General features: G+C 44.1%; 12 protein-coding genes and 3 pseudogenes. 11 read left to right on the top strand and 4 right to left on the bottom strand.

What is annotated here, in order from left to right:
• Window positions 1-51 precede the first annotated feature (51 nt).
• Window positions 52-471, top strand: a complete 420-nt coding sequence (locus OCV19_RS20155; protein WP_048659886.1) for a VOC family protein — start codon at window positions 52-54, stop codon at window positions 469-471.
• A 100-nt stretch (window positions 472-571) separates the two neighbouring features.
• Here the strand turns inward: OCV19_RS20155 and OCV19_RS20150 are convergent, their stop codons facing one another.
• Entirely contained in the window at window positions 572-1471 is a 900-nt protein-coding gene (locus OCV19_RS20150; RefSeq protein WP_083994414.1) for a DMT family transporter, read from the bottom strand.
• 268 nt (window positions 1472-1739) lie between these two features.
• On the opposite strand from OCV19_RS20150, the gene OCV19_RS20145 reads away from it, so the two are divergent.
• Both OCV19_RS20145 and OCV19_RS20140 read left to right on the top strand, forming a co-directional pair.
• The gene (locus tag OCV19_RS20145; protein ID WP_065677694.1) at window positions 1740-3140 is read left to right on the top strand and encodes an alpha-amylase family protein; all 1401 of its coding nucleotides are present in this window, start codon (window positions 1740-1742) and stop codon (window positions 3138-3140) included.
• Window positions 3141-3336: 196 nt separating this feature from the next.
• Window positions 3337-4604, top strand: a pseudogene (locus tag OCV19_RS20140) (IS4 family transposase).
• A 19-nt stretch (window positions 4605-4623) separates the two neighbouring features.
• Here the strand turns inward: OCV19_RS20140 and OCV19_RS20135 are convergent.
• Complete coding sequence (locus OCV19_RS20135) at window positions 4624-5586, bottom strand: LysR family transcriptional regulator (RefSeq protein ID WP_065677729.1); 963 nt, start codon at window positions 5584-5586, stop codon at window positions 4624-4626.
• 100 nt (window positions 5587-5686) lie between these two features.
• Here OCV19_RS20135 and OCV19_RS20130 point away from each other — a divergent pair, with 100 nt between their 5' ends.
• Entirely contained in the window at window positions 5687-7039 is a 1353-nt protein-coding gene (locus OCV19_RS20130; RefSeq protein WP_065677728.1) for an MATE family efflux transporter, read from the top strand.
• 186 nt (window positions 7040-7225) lie between these two features.
• On the opposite strand, the gene OCV19_RS20125 is transcribed toward OCV19_RS20130, so the two are convergent.
• On the bottom strand, window positions 7226-7663 hold the full coding sequence (locus OCV19_RS20125) for a Spy/CpxP family protein refolding chaperone (RefSeq protein ID WP_017087288.1): 438 nt from the start codon (window positions 7661-7663) through the stop codon (window positions 7226-7228).
• 226 nt (window positions 7664-7889) lie between these two features.
• Here OCV19_RS20125 and OCV19_RS20120 point away from each other — a divergent pair, with 226 nt between their 5' ends.
• Complete coding sequence (locus tag OCV19_RS20120) at window positions 7890-8135, top strand: hypothetical protein (protein WP_004731665.1); 246 nt, start codon at window positions 7890-7892, stop codon at window positions 8133-8135.
• A gap of 27 nt (window positions 8136-8162) precedes the next feature.
• On the opposite strand, the gene OCV19_RS20115 is transcribed toward OCV19_RS20120, so the two are convergent.
• Window positions 8163-8360 (bottom strand): hypothetical protein, encoded by a 198-nt coding sequence (locus OCV19_RS20115; RefSeq protein WP_065677727.1) that lies wholly within the window; start codon window positions 8358-8360, stop codon window positions 8163-8165.
• A 102-nt stretch (window positions 8361-8462) separates the two neighbouring features.
• On the opposite strand from OCV19_RS20115, the gene OCV19_RS20110 reads away from it, so the two are divergent.
• The 6 genes and pseudogenes from OCV19_RS20110 to OCV19_RS20085 all read left to right on the top strand — a co-directional run.
• Complete coding sequence (locus OCV19_RS20110) at window positions 8463-9467, top strand: response regulator (protein ID WP_004731662.1); 1005 nt, start codon at window positions 8463-8465, stop codon at window positions 9465-9467.
• A 1-nt stretch (window position 9468) separates the two neighbouring features.
• Entirely contained in the window at window positions 9469-9906 is a 438-nt protein-coding gene (locus OCV19_RS20105; RefSeq protein ID WP_004731659.1) for a PAS domain-containing protein, read from the top strand.
• 865 nt (window positions 9907-10771) lie between these two features.
• The gene (locus tag OCV19_RS20100; RefSeq protein ID WP_009844818.1) at window positions 10772-11815 is read left to right on the top strand and encodes a GMP reductase; all 1044 of its coding nucleotides are present in this window, start codon (window positions 10772-10774) and stop codon (window positions 11813-11815) included.
• A gap of 578 nt (window positions 11816-12393) precedes the next feature.
• Window positions 12394-12804: pseudogene (locus OCV19_RS20095) on the top strand (IS5 family transposase); the annotation flags it as partial.
• A gap of 63 nt (window positions 12805-12867) precedes the next feature.
• Window positions 12868-14402 (top strand): IS3 family transposase gene (locus OCV19_RS20090; protein ID WP_390904201.1). Its coding sequence is split into 2 segments (ribosomal slippage): window positions 12868-13321 and window positions 13321-14402, totalling 1536 coding nucleotides; the frame shifts between segments, so codons are not numbered across the junction.
• Between the two features lie 37 nt (window positions 14403-14439).
• Window positions 14440-14955 (top strand): annotated as a pseudogene (locus OCV19_RS20085) (IS5 family transposase); the annotation flags it as partial.
• Window positions 14956-15153 lie beyond the last annotated feature (198 nt).

The following is a 15153-nucleotide window of genomic DNA, read 5'->3' as shown; positions in this document are numbered from 1 at the left end:
AGGTATTAGGATGTACAACGTTGCTTACGAGAATACTTTAAGGAGAGAAGAATGATCCAACTTGAACATGTGAATTTAGTGGTAAAAGACATCCCAGAAATGCTGGTTTTCTATAAAGCGGCGTTCCCTCATTGGTATGTCCGTGATGAGGGAAAAGGGGAGTGGTCAGGTAAGCCTCGTAACTGGCTGCATTTTGGTGACGAGTACCAATACATAGCGTTGAGCGATCACGGCGAAGGTGAAAATAGAGATTTGGCTGGGCATTCTGTTGGCCTCGCACACTTCGCTTATGTAACCAATAACATTGAAAGCGTCACTCAACGCCTTATTGATGCAGGTTTCCCGATTGCTAAGCCCGGTGCCGAAGAACCTTATCGCAAGAACGTCTACTTTGTGGATCCGGCTGGCTTTGAAATCGAGTTCGTTGAATATCTGAGTGATGATCCCAAACTTCGTAATGCGACAAGTTAGTAGAATGATAGTAGGGTAGAAAGTACTTAAAGGGCATTGTGGAATTTTCCGCAATGCCCTTTTTTAGATCAATTGACTAGCTGAGGGTTAGTTTGGTTGTCTACTTAGCTTTAAATGGCACCAATAGTTGTTTGCCAAACACATTGATTAGCGCGCCAGTTACGATTAGACCACCACCTCGGTAAGTCCAAACTGATGGGATTTCGTTGAAGATCCACACACCTAATAGTGCTGAGAAGACGATCTGCACGTATGAGTAAGCTGAAGCCTTGCCTGCTGCCTGAGTTTGCATCGCTTTGGTTAAACCGTATTGGCCTATTTGAGTGAAAATACCGACTAACACGAGCATCACGGTTAAGAATAGGCTCGGCCATACAAAGTCGTTCCAGATAAGGGCTGTAGAGATTGGTAGAGCAACCAGTGGGAAGTAGAAGATGATGACAGAGCTGTCTTCCGTTTGGCTCAGCTTTCTCACAATCACATAAGCAATTGAGCTACCAAATGCGCCACATAACGCCACCATTATGCTAAATAGCGGTAACTCGCTACTCGTGCCACTGCTCATGCTTGGCTGAACCATTACTAATAACCCTGCTAAGCAGAACGCAATGCAGATCATGGTCGATTTTTGGACGCGTTCTTTCAGAAATAGCACACCGAGCAATGCGGTAAATACGGGATGTACGTATTGTAGAATGGTCGCTTCTGCTAACGGTAGCGTGGTCACAGCGTAGTAAACACACATCAGTGCTGCGGTGCCAACTGCACCTCGAACAAACAACAAAGGTTTGTTATTTCCCCAGATCGAAATGCCTTTTCGTTTAACGTCGATATAACTGATGATCAAAGACACCAAAGCCCTTGCTGCAACAATTTCGAATACAGGTATGCCGTAGTTGCTGATGTATTTCACACACGCTGACATCAGTGCGAATCCAAAAGCAGAGAGGATCATGAACCTAACCCCTACAGGGATCATTGAAAAAGAGAAAGAAGGCATAAAAATATCAATCGGTTGAGGGAACAGGAATCATAACTTAGTTTAGAAGAGCCGACCAAAGTCTTTGTCCTGTTCTGGTCAACTTGATCCAATTAATTCTCATTTCAGATTACTTCGTTTTTTATCTCACATAAGATCGGTTATAGCTCAATTTTATAAAATCAACATCAACAGAAGGTGACGCTAATTCAACTCTGATTTATCGGTCGTTTTAATTGTCGTTCTTAGTCATATCATTCTCGTGAATTTATAATAAGAGATATGTTCTATGAAACAAATCAATACCCTACTCATATCCACGCTCGCGCTTTGCTCTTTTAGTTCAGCCACTTACGCCGACACCATTTTGCATGCTTTCAACTGGAAATATTCAGATGTGACAGCCAACGCCGATCAAATTGCACAAGCTGGCTATAAGAAGGTGCTTGTCGCACCTGCGATGAAGTCTAGTGGCAGCGAATGGTGGGCGCGTTACCAACCTCAAGACCTTCGTACCATTGATTCACCTCTCGGCAACAAACAAGATTTAGCCGCAATGATTGCCGCACTCAAAGGTGTGGGTGTTGATGTGTATGCCGATGTGGTGTTGAACCATATGGCGAATGAAAGCTGGAAGCGAAGTGACTTGGATTACCCAGGCACAGAAGTGCTAAACGATTATGCGAGCCGTTCAAGCTACTATGCTGACCAGACTCTGTTTGGCAATTTAGCGCAAGGTTTTGTCTCCGCTAATGACTTCCATGCCGCGGGCTGTATTTCAGACTGGAACGACCCTGGTCATGTTCAATATTGGCGTTTGTGTGGGGCTGATGGCGATGTAGGTTTGCCTGATCTCGACCCAAATAATTGGGTGGTTTCACAGCAGCGCTTATATCTGAAAGCGTTAAAGGATATGGGTATCAAAGGTCTCCGAATTGATGCCGTCAAACACATGAGCCAGTACCAGATCGACCAAGTGTTCACGCCTGAAATTACTGCGAACATGCATGTGTTCGGTGAAGTGATTACCAGCGGTGGAGCAGGGAACAGCGGCTATGAGTCGTTCTTAGCACCATACTTAAACAACACCAATCACTCCGCGTATGACTTCCCTCTGTTTGCGTCGATTCGAGCTGCATTCTCTATGGGCGGTGGCTTGAACCAATTGCATGATCCAAAAGCGTACGGCCAAGCACTCGATGACAACCGTTCGATCACTTTTGCGATCACACATGACATTCCAACCAACGACGGCTTCCGTTACCAAATTATGGACCCACAAGACGAGCAGCTTGCTTACGCTTACATCCTTGGTAAAGATGGTGGCACGCCACTGATCTACAGTGATGATCTACCGGATTCTGAAGACAAGGATAACGGTCGTTGGGGCAATGTTTGGAATAGCTCGAATATGAAGAATATGCTGGGCTTCCATAACGCGATGCAAGGTAAATCAATGACGATGATTTCGAGCGACCAATGTACTTTGCTATTTAAGCGCGGCAAAGAAGGCGTTGTGGGTATTAACAAGTGTGGCGAAACGCGTGGCGTGACGGTTGATACCTACCAACATGAGTTCAATTGGCATGTTCAATACAAAGACGTATTAAGCAGCGCGACAGAAATCATTTCTTCTCGCTACCATACGTTCAATCTACCACCGCGCAGTGCACGTATGTTTAAGCTTTAATGATTATTCTCTAGAGCGAACACCACTGGTAAAAAGCATAAGCCGTAGCAAGTTCTGCGGCTTATTTGTATCTAAGCTTAAGGCTTATCATAGACAGGATCTTAAGCTCTAAGCTATTTATTTAGATAGAAAAAAGGCTTCATTTATGATCAGATAATCGTCGCCAAACAAACCACCCATATCAACCGTGAAGCCGATGACGATTATCTCCCTACAAAAGCAGTTTAAGCAATTCTTTAATGCTGATAGCCTTCAAAAAATGGCGAAAAGTACAGGACTTATGAAGCGATGTCGGGCTATCTTACCCGACCAGCTAGTAGTAAGCCTAGTGGCCGCTTTGAGCAAAGGAAACTGCTCATCTATTGCCGATTTACTAAGGCAATTCAATGGGATGTGCTTAAGCGCTAAAGATACTGTGGCTTATAAGCCCTACCATAACCAGTTAAGAAAAGAAGAATTTCCGATATTCATGCGCCAATTAGCCATGCGAGCGATAGCTCAGTTTGCTCGCCAGCAGAGTGCCAACCTACCAGATAAACTCGCCACCTTTGATGATGTGCTGCTTCAAGATGGTAGCTCTTTCCACATTCATCGTGACCTTTCGAACGTTTACCCGAGCCGATTTAAACGCAATCCAGCCGCAGTTGAATGCCATATGACAATGTCTTTAAAAAGCTTTTCTCCAGTCGCAATGAGCATCAGCGCTGATACAGCATCAGAAAGAGACTTTTTGCCCGCCCCCAAAACAATGAGTAACAAATTGTTGTTGGCTGACGCAGGGTACCCTGACTTCCAATTCTTTACTGAGCTTGAACTGTATGGTGGTTTCTATATTTTCGAGGAGCAAAGTCCCTGAATCCTCATGTTATAGAAGCGAGAAACGGTCAGGGCCGGCATTTATCTAAACTAGAAGGAAAGAAGCTCAAAGACATCACTCGAGGTACTAATCGCTCACAGGTACTCGACCTTAAAGTTCGTAGTGGTAAGCAAGAATTTAGAGTGGTAAGACGTTGGTTTGCCGAAGAAAAGCGATTCTGTATTTGGTTAACTAACTTGCCTTCAGGTACCTATACTGCTGATGACATAATGGCGATCTACCGCTGTCGATGGCAGGTGGAGTTGCTTTTTAAAGAATTAAAATCTCACACAAACTGGCAACGATTTGTCACCGCACAAAAGGCCATCGTTGATGGGCTTATCTGGGCCAGTTTACTCTCGCTGATCATCAGGCGCAGTACTGCGCTTCAGATAATGCCATCGGTCTCGCTGTTTAAGGCGGCAAAAAATGTGGATGTGTGGCTGTTGCCCATATTTGAATGTATCAGCCACAAGGCATGGTCAGAAATAGGCAATAAACTGGAATGGGCCTCTAGCTATATATTTAAGAACGCACAAAAGTCCGCCCAGAGGAAGTCAAAGAAAAACATCACGTTAGACGGGATTTATGCTGGTCTTAATGCTTAAGGTTCAGTCTATGTAAGGCTTATCGTTGCTGTTGATCGCTAATAACACCAAACCAATGATTCTGATGAGACAGTGCTTTCAGCAACTCGATCTCTTTTGTTGTCTCTTCTCTAAGCCATTCAATAAGGTCGTTGATGATAGGCGTATGACTACGCTGGTGCATGAAGTAAGTCCAAGCACTGTGTTGGATTTTTGCATTTCTAGGGCAGTACAAGAAGCCTCGTTGGAGATCTTGTTGAACTAACAACAGATCCGTGACCGTAACCCCTTCACCGGATAGACAGGCACTGAGCGCCATATCTAAAGACAAGAAGCTGGTATTTCTGACAGGTTTCTTTGGTGGGAATTCAACATCGGCCAACCACACTTTCCAGTCGTGATGATCTAAGGTTGGATGCAGCCTTGGCAAGGTTAAGATCGAATCAAGGTCGGTGTCTTTGGTGGTTAGGCTAGTTGAGCAAACCGGTGCCATGAACTCTTCACGCAAGAAGGTAATGTCTGGTGCTTTGTCATAGCGTTTTTTGAAGCGCGTATGGAAGATCAGTAGGTCATACTCGCTGCTATTGATTGATTCGTCTTCCTCAATTACAGGAACTATGACGATCTCATGATCTTGATAACGCTCGTTTAATTCTCGCACTTTGGAGATCAATACTCGCGTTGCGAAACTCAAGGTCGCTTTGATCACTATACGCTTCTGCTTCGGCTCACTCCAAGAGGCGATAACAGCTTCGATATTGGCGTAGCTTTCTCGCAAAGCTATATACAAATCATGACCTTGTACCGTTAATTCAATCGCTCGATGCTTACGAATAACCAGTGATGCGTTTAACTCATCTTCAAGCTGTTTGATCTGTCGGCTGATCGCACTTTGTGTCACATGCAGTTCTTCGGCAGCCAGAGTAAAGCTCATAAGCCTTGCGGCAGCTTCAAAGGCTTTTAAGCCATTATGTGAGGATGGCAAGCTAGGGTATGGGGTCATAATTCGTTCGCATGAGTTTATGGAATGTTAGAGTCGCAAATTTATCAATTGAACGCCAGCCTCATCGATCGTATTTTGGGCGAAATTATCTGAGGCGCTCATGAAAAAAATACTCACACTCGCATTCCCTTTGATCATTTCACAGCTGATCTCTATGGCGTTAGTCCTTACTGATGTTTGGATGATGTCGCGTATCAGTGTGTCAGCCCTTGCGGCTGGTGGCCTAGGCGCCTCTATCTACTTTTTCATCTTTATTATTGCGAGCAGCACCGTGGGTTGTGTCGCGAACTTGATTGCGATCGCTTACGGTCAGCGAGTGGCTCGTCCTGAGTTTGGTAACACACAAATTAGATTAGCCGTTAAAGGCGCAACAATGTTGGCATTTGTGTTGAGTGTGACCTTAATGGCCAGCTTTTGGTTTGCTCCGTTGGTATTAGAGGCAGCAAAACAGCCCCAAGAAGTGATTACTTTAGCAATGGAATATGTGCATGCCTTGAAATGGGTGATGCTGCCTTCGCTTATTTTGTTGGTACTGCGTGGATTAACCAGTGCGTTTGGTAATGTGCGCTCTATTCTGGTGATGTCTATTATCACGGTAATTCTGAATGTGCCAGTGAGCTACTTCTTAACTTTCCAATTAGACATGGGTTTAACCGGTTTAGGGCTAGGTACGGCTATCGCGGCCTTTATCGTGATGGTTGGATACACGGTGTGGGTATTCAAGCGTGACGAGTTTAAGCAGTTCGCCCCTTGGTTAAACACAGAAGAGTATTCAATCAAGTTAATGAGCCCGCTTTTGATGATGGGTTTGCCTATTGGGCTCGCTGCATTACTTGAACATGGCTTGATATACGGCGGAACTCTGATGGCGGGGACGATCAGTATTGCTTCTCTCGCGCTGCACCAAATCCTGCTGCAATGCTTAAGCTTTACTTGGAACTTCAATTTCGGTTTCTCACAAGCTGCGGCGATTTTGGTTGGTCGTGATTTCGGCGCGGGTAACTACGAAGGAATAAAAAGAACCTCGATTCAAAGCTTCATATTGGTGTCGGTGTTGAGTGTGGCGTTGTCGGCTGTGTTCATTATATGGCCTGAGATGATCGCTTCTATCTTCAAGTTAGATGATGGTACGGGTGCAATGACTTCGCTATTAGCTTCTGTTATCTGGGTAGTGGCGTTGTGCTTTATTGTTGATGCTTGGCAGCTACTGGCGATTAACCTGCTAAGAGGCATGAAGATTGTCTCTATGCCAACCGTGATGACTGCCATCGGTTATTGGGTATTTGGCCTACCTGCAGCTTGGTATTTGATGCCAAAATTCGAATTGGCGGGGATCTGGGGCGGAATCGGCGTGGGTTTAGGCGTGACAGGTATTCTGCTGCTTATCCAATTGATGCGTGTCATTCAAAAGAACAACCAATCTCCAGATTTGTCGAATCATGCTTATACGTGATTTGCTAATGGCGCACTGAACACAAAAAAGCCGCAGTCATCATAATGACTGCGGCTTTTTGTTGTCTATTCAGATTCTCCCTTTTCTGGGGGAGATGGGAAGAATCAATATCAGGATTAAGGGCAGCTATTTTCTACCAGACGACTTATTGCCAGACTACTTTCTATCAAACTATTTTCTACCAGACTACTTTCCACCAGAGAGCGCAGACTTCATCATGGTTTTGAATTGCTCTTTCTGCTCTTCAGTTAACACATTATAAATGTTGTTCTTGAGACGCATCTCTTGCATCACCATTGACTTCTCGGTTGCTTGAACGGTGTCGATGATCTTTTCCATCTCGGCTTCATTGAAATCAGGTTGAGTCACAAGGCTGATCTGTTTCTTCTTGAGCTCGATCGCGCTATCCATGTCAATCTGTGTTCTATCAGATTGGTAGCCTTCAACAAGGGAGATGACTTCCGCGTGTTGCTCTTCGCTTAGGTTTAAAGAAGCAATAACCATTTGCAGTGGGCTCACTGCGGGTTGTGGCGGTTGTTGTGGTGATGAAGCACTCACAAACGGAGCGGTAACGAGTAGAGCTGAAGCAGTTAATACACAAAGCGACTTTTTCAGTGATTTCATTGAATTTCTCCTGTTAGTGGAAACATGAGTATAGATGGCGAAGCTGAACTCGATATGAACACGCTGTTCAGTTAAGTGTGCTCAGCGATTTACGTTCACTTAAATTCGTTCAGATAAGTACCTTCAAGTAAGTAGAGAGTGGGTTAGACCTTGGTCTTACAGAAACTGAGCGTAAAGGTGACTAGAATGATTTGAGTTGCTCACCGTTTTATCAAGGAATACACAAATGGAAGTTGGATTGTTCTGGGCTGAAAAAGGAATGTTAGTGCTTGGCGCACTGTTTGTTTTGACGAGCATGATGCAGTACGGAAGGCGCAGTAGCGATTGGAAGGGCGTGATTACGATGTTTTATAAGCGTATCCCAATGAGTATCGCGGAATACAAATGGTATCGTTTAGGTATCGCTTTATTGGTGTTTGCTGTGGTTATACGTTTCGCATTACTGATCCTATGGCCTTCATACCAGTTCTAGTTCTTCACATTACGTCTCTTATCATGGCTACATAAAGCCGATAAATGAATGAGCAAACCGAGCCTTAATAAACTCACTTATTAAGGCTGTCATTTCATAAATTAGCTCTATTGCTCTATCAAAAAGTGCTATTACTCTATAATGATCAACGGTTATTACCTTTGTAGCATATTGTTTTTCATGAAGAATAATGCCAGATAATAGCTCACCTGCTTGTTCCATCATTCTTACTAATAATCTACACATAAATTCATTCACCCCGTACCTGATACTATAATGTTCTGTTACACTCGTTCGAATTAGCTTTAATTTGTCAGTGGTGCATTTATGTCGTTCCCAGTTCTTATATGTGATGATTCTGCGTTAGCAAGGAAGCAGATGGCTCGATCACTGCCTAGTTCTCTAAATGCAGATATAACTTTTGCTGTTCATGGGCTTAATGCACTTGAAGAGTTAGCTCAAAACCAATTTAAATTGATGTTCCTCGACCTCACCATGCCGGAATTGGACGGCTATGGCACATTGGAAGAGATGCAACGTTTGGGTGATACCACGCCTGTTGTCGTTGTTTCGGGTGACATACAACCAAAAGCGCAACAGAAGGTGCTGGATCTCGGCGCCAAAGCGTTTTTACAAAAGCCGATCGATAAAGAAGCACTAAAAGCTATTTTACGTGAGCATGTTGAGCCGCCAAAACAGCCTCAGATCATTACTCCAACCGCTTTAGAACTGCCAATACTTCGCAGACGCGATATCTATATGGAAGTCGCGAATGTTGCGATAGGCCGTGCCGCTGATGCACTGGCTCGTCACTTTAATGTATTTGTTCACTTACCACTGCCGAACGTTAATATCTTCGAAGTGAGTGAATTGCACATGGCACTTCGTGACCTAGCCGACAACGACCAAGTGTCGGGTGTTTGCCAAGGCTTCAGCGGAGAAGGCATTGCAGGCGAAGCATTAGTCTTGTTGAGTGATTCTAGTGTGAGCGATCTTAAGAAGCTCATGAAGGTACCAACTGAAAGCGAGCAGCTAGAAGAGTTAGAGCTACTGATGGATGTGTCGAACATCTTAGTTGGTTCATTCTTGAATGGGCTAGGGGAGCAGTCAGAAGTTCGTTTCTTCCAGAGCTCTCCTGTACTGCTAGGTCAACACATCTCGATTGATTCGGTCATCGAAAATACCAGCGGCTCATTTAAGAAGACCATGACGTTCGAAGTCAGCTATAACATAGACGGCACTTCCATCCGTTGTGACCTTCTGTTTATGTTCGTTGATGAGTCTCTGCCTCTTCTAGACAACAAATTGGCCTACCTAATGGAGGAGTTTTAATATGCTGAATCTTCCTGCTGAATTTGAACAGTTCCACTGGATGGTGGACATGGTTCAAAACGTCGATATGGGGCTGGTGGTCATTAACCGTGACTTTCAGGTACAAGTTTGGAATGGCTTTATGACGCACCATAGCGGTAAGCAATCGCATGATGCGATCGGTAAGTCTATCTTTGAACTGTTCCCTGAGATCCCAGAAGAGTGGTTTAGGCTGAAAACCAAGCCAGTCTACGATTTAGGCTGCCGTAGCTTCATTACATGGCAACAACGGCCTTATCTGTTTAAGTGTCGTAACGTTAGGCCTGTCACCCAACAAGCTGATTTCATGTATCAGAACGTGACGCTAAACCCGATGCGCTCACCAACAGGACAAGTCAGCTCATTGTTCTTGTCTATTCAAGATGCGACTGCAGAAGCGTTAGTCTCTCAAAAGAACTAACACTGCTCTATTCACTAAACAGCACTTTTCTATGTGCGTATTAGCATCGGTCTGATCAGCGAATAAAAATGGCTAAGGTTAACCACCTTAGCCATTTTTTTGCTTTCTATTCTTCAAATCTTATCTTTTCCCCAGTTTTTCACGTCAACCAATCCTCTTTTTCTGAGCGCTTTGCAGAGTCTTCCAGGTTAAATGAACGAAAGGGCAGCCACGAAACGTGCTTTGGAACGGTAATGCTATGGGTGAATAGAAATTGGATTTATAAAGTCCAAGCTTGAAAGCTTCATTTAATGGAGTGCGAGGGCTCGACTCTCAAACCCAAGTGAATATTGGTCTCTAGATTGAGTCCTTTTCACTCTACTTTTCTAAGTGACCGCAAAACAGAAACGTCACGAGATTAGCCAATTTGGTCAAAAACAGATAAAAATTGGAAAATAATCGAATTTATTTAAGAAAAAAGGCATTTTTTTGTTGGATAAAAGTGTGGTTTTTATGTGATTTCGAGGCACTTTCTTCACATATTTGCTTTGTGAGGGGGATATTACGTAAAAAAGGGACGAAAACGGTTGCGCAATAAACCAACAGCGTTTGCGCGAATGGTTCGCTAAGTTATTAATTAATAAGAATTTAGTAGGTAAGTGTAACTGAGAGAGTTTTAGCGGATATGGAATCTTTGAGAGGATAGCATAAAAAAAAGTGAAATATCAGACTTGCTGTTACTAAATCACGACCTATAATGCTGAAAACCGGAGCGTCTGCCAACGCTCCGGTTTTTTTGTGTCCGAAGAAAAGTAAACTCGTCTGCCAACGGTTTTACTACGCATTTCGCGAGAGACACATAATTTTATGAATCAAGGAAAACACCATGCGTATCGAACAAGAACTTAAGTTAGGTTTCAAAGATGTACTCTTCCGTCCGAAGCGTTCTACCCTTAAAAGCCGTTCTCAAGTTGAATTAACCCGCGATTTTACATTCAAGCATAGCGGTCGTCAATGGTCTGGTACTCCAGTAATTGCAGCGAACATGGATTCGGTAGCAAGCTTTGAAATGGCAGCTGCTCTAGCAGAGCACGGTGTTATGACTGCAGTACACAAGCACTACACAGTAGAGCAGTGGGCTGAGTTCGCTAAAACAGCAGACAAGAAAACTCTGAACAACGTATTTGTATCAACGGGTACATCTGAAGCTGAGTTCGAGAAAGTTAAGAAGATCATGGCTCTTAGCGAAGAGTTTGTATTTATCTGTATTGATATCGCTAACGGTTACTCAGAGCACCTTGTTGAGTTCGTACAGAAAGTACGTGCAGAATTTCCGACTAAAGTTATCTCTGCGGGTAACGTTGTAACGGGTGACATGGTTGAAGAGCTAATTCTAGCTGGCGCAGACATCGTTAAGGTTGGTATCGGCCCTGGTTCTGTTTGTACTACACGTGTTAAAACTGGCGTAGGTTACCCTCAACTTTCTGCAATCATCGAGTGTGGCGACGCAGCACACGGCCTTGGCGGCATGATCATCGGTGACGGTGGCTGTTCATGTGCGGGTGACGTATCTAAAGCGTTCGGCGGCGGTGCTGACTTCGTAATGCTAGGCGGCATGCTGGCTGGCCACTCTGAGTCAGGCGGCGAAGTGGTAGAGCAAGACGGTAAGCAATACATGAAGTTCTACGGCATGTCTTCACAGTCGGCTATGGACAAGCACTCAGGTGGTGTTGCTAAGTACCGTGCTGCGGAAGGTAAAACTGTTTTACTTCCATACCGTGGTTCTGTTCACAACACAATTTCTGACATCCTTGGTGGTGTACGTTCAACTTGTACATACGTAGGCGCAGCGAAGCTTAAAGAGCTAACTAAGCGTACAACTTTCATCCGTGTACAAGAGCAAGAGAACAACGTATTCGGTAAAGAGTAATCTGAACGGATTGGAATAGTTTGTAAAAAAAACCATACGTTGATCTTACGAAACCATACGCTCAAATAAAAACAACCATACCTTGAAGATGCTTATAAAGTGTACAACACTTGAGAGGTTTTACTACAGGTATGGTTGTTTATTATGAAAAAACGGATTCTTAGAAACTCGTCAGTAAAAAACATCTCACGCTTTGTCAACCTCAAAACGAACTCTATCCATACAGTCGAATCCGACTTGGAGTTTGACGCATGTTTCCACTTCGAATTTTCGCCACAGATTATAACTTTCGAAGCGCAGCCTATCGGTTTTGAATATTTTATCGAAGGTAAGCTGCATAGGTATACGCCCAATTTTTAGTCACATACAAAGATTCATACCAATTATTTTATGAGATAAAGCCCAAGCACATTGCAGAAAAAGATGAATTTAAAGAAAAGTTTAGAACTTAGAAAGAACAAGCATTGGGCGGCGGTAAAGATCTACACGTATTGACAGAGGCTTTGTTGCGTAATTCAATGGAACTAAATCAAGAACCTACGATCTGATCAGCTACCTCCACCCTCTCTCGTAGCCCTATGCCTAAGCCTCGTTACAAAACAACCAACTGGAAGCAATACAACCAATCACTCATTAACCGTGGCTCTCTGACCTTTTGGATTGATGAAGAAGCAATAAGCGGGTGGGCGCAAAGTAAACAGAATAAGCGCGGGAAGCCGCGTCGGTTCAGTGATTTAGCTATCACGACAGCACTCATGGTGAAACGAGTTTTTTCTATGCCATTGAGAGCGCTTCAAGGATTTATCGACTCGATATTTAAGTTAGCCCATGTACCGTTAAGTTGTCCGCATTACACCTGCATCAGTCGTAGAGCCAAGCAAGTTGAGGTTTCATTTAAGACTAAAACGAGAGGAGCGATACAGCACCTAGCTATTGATGCTACTGGCCTTAAGGTTTATGGCGAAGGTGAATGGAAAGTCAAAAAACATCCCTATCTGGCAGGGTAGTTGTCACTGTTAAAATTTAACCAGTTTGGGCGATAAAGAGTAATTGTGTCTCGTATCTCAGTAGAAAGAAAAGAAGCTATATTGAAGAAGCTGTTGCCTCCCTATTCAATGTCAGTTAAAGAAGTGTCGGAAGAGGAAGGAATTAGCACTGCGACCCTGTATCATTGGCGCAAGCAACTCAGACGTTCAGGAGCCGCAGTGCCAAATAGCAACACTTCATCAGAGCAGTGGTCTGCTCAAACTAAACTCGCCATCGTCGCTGAAACCTACTCAATGACAGAAAGTGAACTCAGCCAATATTGTCGTGAAAAAGGTCTTTTTCCAGAGCAAATCCAAAGCTGGCGCAGCGATTGTATGCAAGGGTTTAAGTCGAGTAAAGAGCAGGAAGCTGAAGCAAAGAAGCAGGCTAAAGCTGACAAACTTGAAATCAAAGAGTTGAAGAAAGATTTACGACTCAAAGAAAAAGCACTCGCTGAAACGGCCGCTCTCTTGGTACTAAGAAAAAAGCTGAGAGCCTTTTACGGGGAAGAGCCAGAGGACGACTAACCTCAACCGATGAAAGGCAGACCATAGTGACTCTTATCCTTGAAGCGAAGCAATGCGGATGTCGTTTAGAGCCAGCTTGCCATGAAGTTCAAATCGACTTGAGAACGTATCGTCGCTGGTATCAGCAAGGTGAAGTTCAAGCTGACAAAAGGCCAATATGCCTCAGACCTGAGCCTGCTAACAAGCTGTCGCAGGAAGAGCGTGATGCGATAATCGAGGTGTGTAACCGCTCTGAGTTCGCAAGCTTGCCTCCAACTCAAATCGTCCCGACACTGCTTGATAGAGGTGAGTATATCGCCTCTGAGTCGAGCTACTACCGAGTGTTGAGTACGCAGGGGCAACTTCACAAACGAGGTCGTCAGCGGAGCAGACAGAAGCAAGCGAAGCCAACCAGTTACACAGCGACGGACTCGAACCAAGTCTATACGTGGGATATCACTTACTTACCTTCAAAAGTTCGAGGCCAACATTATTACCTGTATGTCATTGAGGACATCTACAGTCGAAAAATTGTTGGTTATGAAGTGTATGAGCATGAATGCGGTGAGCTGGCGTCACAACTTCTGCAACGAACGTTGATGCGAGAGCAGTGCTTCAATCAAGCGCTGGTTCTTCACTCCGATAATGGTGCGCCGATGAAGTCGTTGACGTTCAAAGCCAAAATGGAAGAGTTAGGTATTACTTCATCGTATAGTCGCCCAAGAGTCAGTGATGATAACCCGTATGTTGAGTCATTGTTCCGCACGGTAAAGTACATGCCAAGCTGGCCAACAAAGGGCTTTGAAACAATCGATAGTAGCCGAAGTTGGGTTGAAGCCTTCGTACGCTGGTACAACACCGAGCACAAGCACAGTCAGCTAAATTACGTCACGCCTTCAGAGCGTCACAATGGAAAAGATAAAGAGATCTTGAAGCGTCGTGTAGAGGTATTGCTCGCTGCAAAACAGCGAAAGCCTGAGCGGTGGTCTGGTGATATCAGGAACTGTGCGCCTGTTGGTGACGTTCACCTAAATCCAGAAAGAGAAGCTGCTTAATAAGTAAGCAAATGATGACAACTACCTTGAAAAACACCGACATGGGACGAATGGCAAGCGTAGAGTCTGGCGAAAGCTTCATATTGCCGTCGATACCAACACTCATGAGATCATTGCCGCCGAGCTAAGTTTATCGACAGTTACAGATGGAGAAGTACTCCCTAACTTACTGAAACAAACACGCCGAAGTATCCTTGAGGTATCTGGTGATGGCGCTTACGACACGAGAGCGTGTCACGCTGCTATTAAGATTAAGGGAGCCATTGCGCTTATTCCCCCAAGAGAAGGGGCAGCCTTCTGGGAGCGTGGTCACCTTCGAAATCTCGCCGTGGGTTGCCAGAAATTATACGGCTCAAATAAGTATTGGAAAGAGCGGTATGGATACCACAAACGTTTACTCTCAGAAACAGCGATGTATCGAGTTAAACAGTTGCTAGGAGGGCAACTGAGTTTAAGAAATTACAATGCACAGGTGGGTGAAACTTACGCGATGATAAAAGCGTTGAACAAGCTTACTGGGTTAGGTATGCCTGAAACTTGTCGTGTTGACTAAAAAACAAGCGAAACGGGTTGCTCTATCTCTAAATTTAATTACGCAACAAAGCCGCTTTTTAATTTAAAAGAACCACAAGTATGCATAGTTCACATATTTTGCATTGCCATAAATAATTTTGAAATGATGTTTTAAAATTATTTGCAGTAACGGGAAATATCCTTTATTGTGATACAAAATGAAGACGGCAACTGATTT

This window comes from Vibrio celticus, from assembly GCF_024347335.1.
GTDB classification, from domain to species: domain Bacteria; phylum Pseudomonadota; class Gammaproteobacteria; order Enterobacterales; family Vibrionaceae; genus Vibrio; species Vibrio celticus.
The sequence above is the reverse complement of the archived record's forward strand: the minus strand, read 5'-3'. Positions and strand labels throughout refer to the sequence as shown.

Bases quoted from the DNA above. Each gene is read 5' to 3' on its own strand.
- OCV19_RS20100 (WP_009844818.1), top strand. From the start codon at position 10,772: ATGCGTATCGAACAAGAACTTAAGTTAGGTTTCAAAGATGTACTCTTC.
- OCV19_RS20155 (WP_048659886.1), top strand. From the start codon at position 52: ATGATCCAACTTGAACATGTGAATTTAGTGGTAAAAGACATCCCAGAA.
- OCV19_RS20120 (WP_004731665.1), top strand. From the start codon at position 7,890: ATGGAAGTTGGATTGTTCTGGGCTGAAAAAGGAATGTTAGTGCTTGGC.
- OCV19_RS20110 (WP_004731662.1), top strand. From the start codon at position 8,463: ATGTCGTTCCCAGTTCTTATATGTGATGATTCTGCGTTAGCAAGGAAG.
- OCV19_RS20145 (WP_065677694.1), top strand. From the start codon at position 1,740: ATGAAACAAATCAATACCCTACTCATATCCACGCTCGCGCTTTGCTCT.
- OCV19_RS20115 (WP_065677727.1), bottom strand. From the start codon at position 8,360: ATGATGGAACAAGCAGGTGAGCTATTATCTGGCATTATTCTTCATGAA.
- OCV19_RS20135 (WP_065677729.1), bottom strand. From the start codon at position 5,586: ATGACCCCATACCCTAGCTTGCCATCCTCACATAATGGCTTAAAAGCC.
- OCV19_RS20105 (WP_004731659.1), top strand. From the start codon at position 9,469: ATGCTGAATCTTCCTGCTGAATTTGAACAGTTCCACTGGATGGTGGAC.
- OCV19_RS20130 (WP_065677728.1), top strand. From the start codon at position 5,687: ATGAAAAAAATACTCACACTCGCATTCCCTTTGATCATTTCACAGCTG.
- OCV19_RS20150 (WP_083994414.1), bottom strand. From the start codon at position 1,471: ATGCCTTCTTTCTCTTTTTCAATGATCCCTGTAGGGGTTAGGTTCATG.
- OCV19_RS20125 (WP_017087288.1), bottom strand. From the start codon at position 7,663: ATGAAATCACTGAAAAAGTCGCTTTGTGTATTAACTGCTTCAGCTCTA.